Here is a 5402-nt window from a genome sequence, read left to right on the forward strand (position 1 = left end):
TGGGGGGGTGGGGGTGTGTGTGTGCGCGGGGGGCGGGGGGGCGGCGGGCGGGGGGGCGCCGCGGGGGGGCGGGGGGGGGGGGGGGGGGGGCGGCGGGGCGCCGCCCCCCCCCCCCGGACCCGGTCTCCGGGGCCGCGGGTGGGGTGGGGGTGGCGGTCATGGTGTCTCCCTCGCCTCGCCGTCGAGGGCGCGGGCGATGCGGTTGGCGGCCAGGACGGTGGCCGCGAGGGTGAGTCCGGGCAGGGTGGTGAGCCACCAGGCGGCGGCGAGGTAGTCGCGTCCGGAGGCGACGAGCGAGCCCCACTCGGGTTGTGGCGGGCGGGCCCCGTAGCCGAGGAAGGACAGCGAGGACACCTGGAGGACGACGGCCCCGAAGTCGACGGCGGCGTAGACGAGGACGGGTGCGGCGGCGTTCGGCAGGACGTGCCGGAACAGCACGGCGTACCAGCGCACGCCGCCGGCCCGCGCGGCCTCGACGTACGGGGTGCGGGCGACCCGCCGGACCTCGGTGCGCATGATGCGGGCGAACATGGCGACGCTGGTGACGCCGACCGCGACGGCGACCTCGACGGTGCCGAATCCGAGGGCGGTCACCAGGGCGAGGGAGAGCAGCAGTCCGGGGACGGCGAGCAGGACGTCGGTGAGGCGCATCAGGGCGTCGTCGGCCCGCCCGCCGAGGTAGCCGGCGAGCAGGCCGACGAGCGAGCCGGCGACGAGGCCGACGGCGACGGCGAGGCCGGTGGCGCGCAGGGTGAGCGCGCTGCCGTGCACGACGCGGGCGTAGAGGTCGCGGCCGAGCTGGTCGGTGCCGAAGGGGTGGTCGGCGCTCGGGGGCAGCAGCCGTTCGCCGGGGACGCCGGCGAGGGGGTCGCGGCCGGTGAGGAGTGCGGGGAAGAGCGCCGCGGCGAGGACGACGGCGATCAGCGCCACGGACAGCAGGAGTCCTGGCCTGGCCCGCCAGAAGGCCGCCGCGTGGCGGGCGCGCGAGCGAGGGGCGGGCGGTGCGGGCGGGCCGGCGGCGTCCCCGGCGGTGACGGTGGCGAGGTCGGTCACGCGGTCACCGCCGGGCGGTCCGTCGCCCCGACGCGGGGGTCGACGATCGGGTGGACGAGGTCGACGACGAGGTTGGCGGTGACGTACACGACGGCTCCGAGGACGACGAGCCCCTGGACGACGGGGATGTCCTGGGTGGTGACCGCCGTCGCCGTGAGCCGGCCGACGCCGGTGCGGGCGAAGACGGTCTCCACCACCACGGATCCGGCCAGGACCCCGCCGGTGAGGACTCCGGCGACGGTGAGCGGCGGGGCGAGGGCGTTGCGGGCGGCGTGCCGGAGGTGGACGCGGGCCCGGCCCGCGCCCTTGGCGCGCGCGGTGTCGATGTACGGCTCCGCCAGCGCGGTCCGCAGGCTCTTGGCGAAGACCTGGGCGACGAGTCCGGAGGCGGGCAGGGCCAGGGTCACCGAGGGCAGGATCAGCGCGTTCCAGCCGTCGTTGCCGAAGGCGGGCAGCAGCCCCCAGCGGAACGAGACCAGCTGCACGAGCAGCAGCCCGACCCAGAAGGTGGGTGCCGACACCCCGGCGGCGGGCAGGGACAGCAGGAGCTGCCGGAGCCAGCGCCGTCGGGTATAGGTGCCGAGCAGGGCGATCGCGGCGCCCAGCGGCAGGGCCAGCAGGAGGGTGCCGCCGGCGAGCTGGAGGGTGGCGGGCAGGGCGTCGGCGATGAGCTCCGTCACGGGCCGTCCTCCGTGCACGGAGGTGCCGAAGTCGCCGTGGACGGCCTTCCAGAGCGCGGTCGCGTACTGCTCCGGCACCGGCCGGTCGAGCCCGAGGCGGTCGCGCAGCGCGGCGATCTGCTCCGGGGTGACCGAGCTCGCGTCGCCGCCGCCCGCGGCCATGATGGTCACCGGGTCGCCGGGCAGCAGGTAGAGCACGGCGAAGGAGACCGTGTACGCGGCCCACAGCACGAACACCGCCTGGGCCAGGACGCGCGGGAGGCGGCGCTTCACCGGTGTGCCTCCGTGCCCGTGGGCCGCGCGGGCGTGTGCCGGGCCGTCACGACAGCCACGCGTCGTGGAACTGGAGGCGGGAGGAGGCGTCGAACGTCAGGTCGTGCACCGTCCGGGAGAGGGCGACGACGGTGGTCATCTCGAACACCGGGATCTGGTAGCCCTGTTCGAGGATGCGGCGCTGGGCCGCGGCGACGTGGGCGGCGCGCCGGGCGGGGTCGACGGCGGCGGCCTGGGCGTCGAGGTCCCGCTGGAGCGTGGCGTCGCTGATGCGGGAGAGGTTGAGCAGCTTGGCGGAGAACGCGGTGCGCAGGATGTCGGGGTCGGTGCGGGTGCCGTTGCCCCAGGCGAGGTCGTAGTCGCCGGCGCCCCGGGCCTTCTGGTAGTCGGCGATGGACAGGACGCTCAGGGTGAGCTGGATGCCGGCCTTCCTGACCTGCTGCTGGATCAGTTCGAGCGCCGACTGGTTGGGGCCGAAGTTGGTGCCGAGGATGACCTTCAGTTCGAGGCGGCGGCCGTCCTTGACGCGGATGCCGTCGTCGCCCGCCCGCCAGCCGGCCGCCTCCAGGAGGGAGGCGGCGCGTGCGGCGTCGTGGGTGAGGAGAGCGCGGTTGTCGCGGTATCCGTCGGTCGTCCCGGCGAGGGAGCTGGTGGCGGGGCGGTAGCTGGAGCTGAGGACGGTGTCGACGACCTCGTCGCGGTCGACGGCGGCCTGGAGGGCGCGGCGGACGGCGGGGTCCTTGGCGACGGGGCGGGCGGTGTTGGCGCTGAGCGCCACGGGGACGCCGGGGTTGGCGCGTCCGATGACGGAGACGCGCTGTCCCCGGAGCAGGGCCTCGTCCTGTGGTGCGACGCCCGCGACCGCGTCGACCTGGCCGGAGGTGAGGCTGCCGGTGCGGACGCCGGACTCGGGCACGACGCGGAAGGAGACGCCGTCGAGGCGGGCGGCGCCGGGGCTCTTCCACAGGGGGGAGCCCCAGGCGTAGTCCTCGCGCCGGTCCACTTCGACGGAGGTGTCGGGGGTGTAGGTCGTGAGGGTGAAGGGGCCGGAGCCCACCAGGGGGCCGGTGCAGCGTTCCTCGGGGGTGCGGCGCAGGGTGGCGGGGGCGAGCAGGCCGAGGGTGGGGGTGGAAGTGGCCTGGAGGAACTGGGCGTTGGGCCCGTCGAAGGTCACTTCGACGGTCTGCGCGTCGACCACTCGGGTGGCCCGGTAGCCCTGGAGGAACCCGGAGCCGAGGATCGATCGGGCGCCCAGGGCGTGGACGGCGTCGAAGTTGGCCTTGACCGCCTTCGCGTCGACCGGGGTCCGGTCGCCGAAGGTGGCGCCGGCGCGGAGCCGGAAGGTGAACCGGGAGGCGTTGTCGTCGACTTCCCAGGAGCTGGCGAGCCAGGGCACGATCCGGCCGGTCTTCGGGTCCTGGTCGGTGAGCGAGTCCACCAGGCCGCGGGTGACGTACATGGCGTCGTTGGTGGCGGCCTGGTGCGGGTCGACGCAGGTGGGGTCGGAGGAGAGCGCGAAGGTGAGGCGGCCGCCGGACCGCGGTCCGGCGGCGTCGCCGTCGGAGCCGGAGGCGCTGCAGGCGGCGAGCGGCGGTGCGAGGAGCAGGACGGCGGCGAGGGCGGCGAGGCGTCTCGGGCCGGCGGGGCGGCGGAGAGGGGTGCGGTCGGCGGGCATGGCGGTGTGGCTCCTGTCGTGCGGGCGGAGTGGTGGGACGGGGAGGCGTGGGCGGAACGGGGTCCGTGGGCGGAAGGGGGCCGGTGGGGGCTGTCTCAGGTGCGGCCGAAGCGGAATCCGACGCCGCGTACGGTGACGATCCAGTCCGGGGCCCCCAACTTGGTCCGGATGGCGCTGACATGGGTGTCGATGGTGCGGCTGGCCCGGGCGTCGGGCGCGTAGTCGCCGCGGTAGCCCCACAGGTCGGCCATGAGCCGGGCGCGGGAGTGGACGGTGTGGGGTTCGGCGGCGAGGCGGTGCAGCAGGTCGAACTCCTTGCGGGTCAGCTTGATCAGCCGTCCGTTGAGCCGCACCTCCCGGGTCGCGGGGTCGATGCACAGCGAGCCGCGGGCCAGCACGGACGGCGTGCGGCGGGACGACGCCTGCGCCGGCCGGGTCCGGCGGAGCACGGCCTCGATGCGGGCGATGAGTTCGCGCGGCCCGTAGGGCTTGGCGAGGCAGTCGTCGGCGCCGGCCTGGAGGCACAGGACCCGGTCGAGTCCGCGGTCGGCGGAGGCGAAGGCGATCAGCGGGATGTCGCTCGTGGCGCGCACCGCGCGGCACACCTCCAGACCGTCGATGTCGGGTAACCGCAGATCGAGGAGGAGCAGATCGAATTCTTCGTGCAGGTCGAGGGCTTCGGCTCCTGTCACACATTTCATCGCATCGAATCCATGGCGTTTCAGTTCGTCGCTGATGAATGAGCTTTCAGCCGGATCGGAATCGACCACCAGTGCATGCATCCATTCCCCCGGTTTCATGCCCGGTCGTACGACTTTGCAGCCTGACAGTGCCTGGCGAGTCGTCACAACCCCGGGCTCGGTTAATTCACAAGCCTGTAAAGACGGCGGGGAGCGACGTCGGTGGCGCTCCGTGCCCGGTACGGACACAGGTACCGAGGCTAGGCAGGCCGCGGGCTTCCGGCAGTGACCGGGGTCACAGGCCCGGGGTTTCCGGGGCCGGTCCGGGAGATTTGCAGTTCCTCTGACATTCGCTTGCCGATTTCTTTGCACGGCCCCGCTCGTTGACTTTCGCCTCACACGTCCTTTTGCCGGTCCTGGGAATCTCGGGTTGAAAACGCCGGACGGGCGGGCCGACGATATTCATGGCCTTCCGGCGGGCCACCCGAAAAGGGCGGCACCCGCCGGCCCGGGCCGTGAATCCCGCATCGGCCGCCCGAGAGTTGTGAGAGGAGACCCGGATGGACGTGTCCGTCGTCGTCGTGGGGGCGGGGCCCGCCGGCCTGGCCCTCGCCGGAGAGCTTCGGCTGGCCGGTGTCGGTGTCGTCGTACTGGAGCGGCTGGCCCGCCCCACCGGGGAGTCGCGCGGGCTGGGGCTGACGATCCGCACGATGGAGACGTTCGACCAGCGCGGTCTGCTGCCCCGCTTCGGGGAGCAGGCGACCAGCCCGCAGGGCCACTTCGGCGGCATCCCGCTGGACTTCGGTCTGCTGGACGGCGCGCACAAGGCGGCCAGGACGGTCCCGCAGTCGCTCACGGAGAGCGTGCTGGAGTCCTGGGCGCGCGAGCTGGGCGCGGACATCCGGCGCGGTCACCGCTTCGTCGGTCTCGACGAGCGGGCCGACGGCGTGCGGGTCCGCGCCGAGGCCCCGGACGGGCCGCTGACGCTCACCGCCCGGTACCTGGTGGGCGCGGACGGCGGACGCAGCGCGGTGCGCAAGG

Annotated in this window: 5 protein-coding genes; 1 reads left to right on the top strand and 4 read right to left on the bottom strand. The window is 74.3% G+C overall.

What is annotated here, in order from left to right; genetic code table 11:
• Nucleotides 1–156: 156 nt before the first annotated feature.
• From ACFW1I_RS37870 to ACFW1I_RS37885, 4 genes are all read right to left on the bottom strand, one after another.
• Entirely contained in the window at nucleotides 157–1053 is an 897-nt protein-coding gene (locus ACFW1I_RS37870) for an ABC transporter permease (protein ID WP_384678586.1), read from the bottom strand.
• Nucleotides 1050–2006 (bottom strand): ABC transporter permease, encoded by a 957-nt coding sequence (locus tag ACFW1I_RS37875; protein ID WP_384678588.1) that lies wholly within the window; start codon nucleotides 2004–2006, stop codon nucleotides 1050–1052. Before ACFW1I_RS37875 ends, ACFW1I_RS37870 begins: the two co-directional genes overlap by 4 nt.
• A gap of 46 nt (nucleotides 2007–2052) precedes the next feature.
• The gene (locus ACFW1I_RS37880) at nucleotides 2053–3681 is read right to left on the bottom strand and encodes an ABC transporter substrate-binding protein (RefSeq protein ID WP_384678590.1); all 1629 of its coding nucleotides are present in this window, start codon (nucleotides 3679–3681) and stop codon (nucleotides 2053–2055) included.
• Between the two features lie 95 nt (nucleotides 3682–3776).
• A complete protein-coding gene (locus ACFW1I_RS37885) occupies nucleotides 3777–4481 on the bottom strand; it encodes a response regulator transcription factor (protein ID WP_384678591.1) in 705 nt (234 codons plus the stop codon).
• Nucleotides 4482–4921: 440 nt separating this feature from the next.
• Between ACFW1I_RS37885 and ACFW1I_RS37890 the strand changes: the two genes are divergently transcribed.
• Nucleotides 4922–5402: FAD-dependent monooxygenase (locus ACFW1I_RS37890; RefSeq protein WP_384678593.1), on the top strand; the 481-nt coding region annotated here is incomplete at its 3' end.

This window comes from Streptomyces sp. NPDC058955, from assembly GCF_042741435.1.
Taxonomy (GTDB): Bacteria; Actinomycetota; Actinomycetes; order Streptomycetales; family Streptomycetaceae; genus Streptomyces.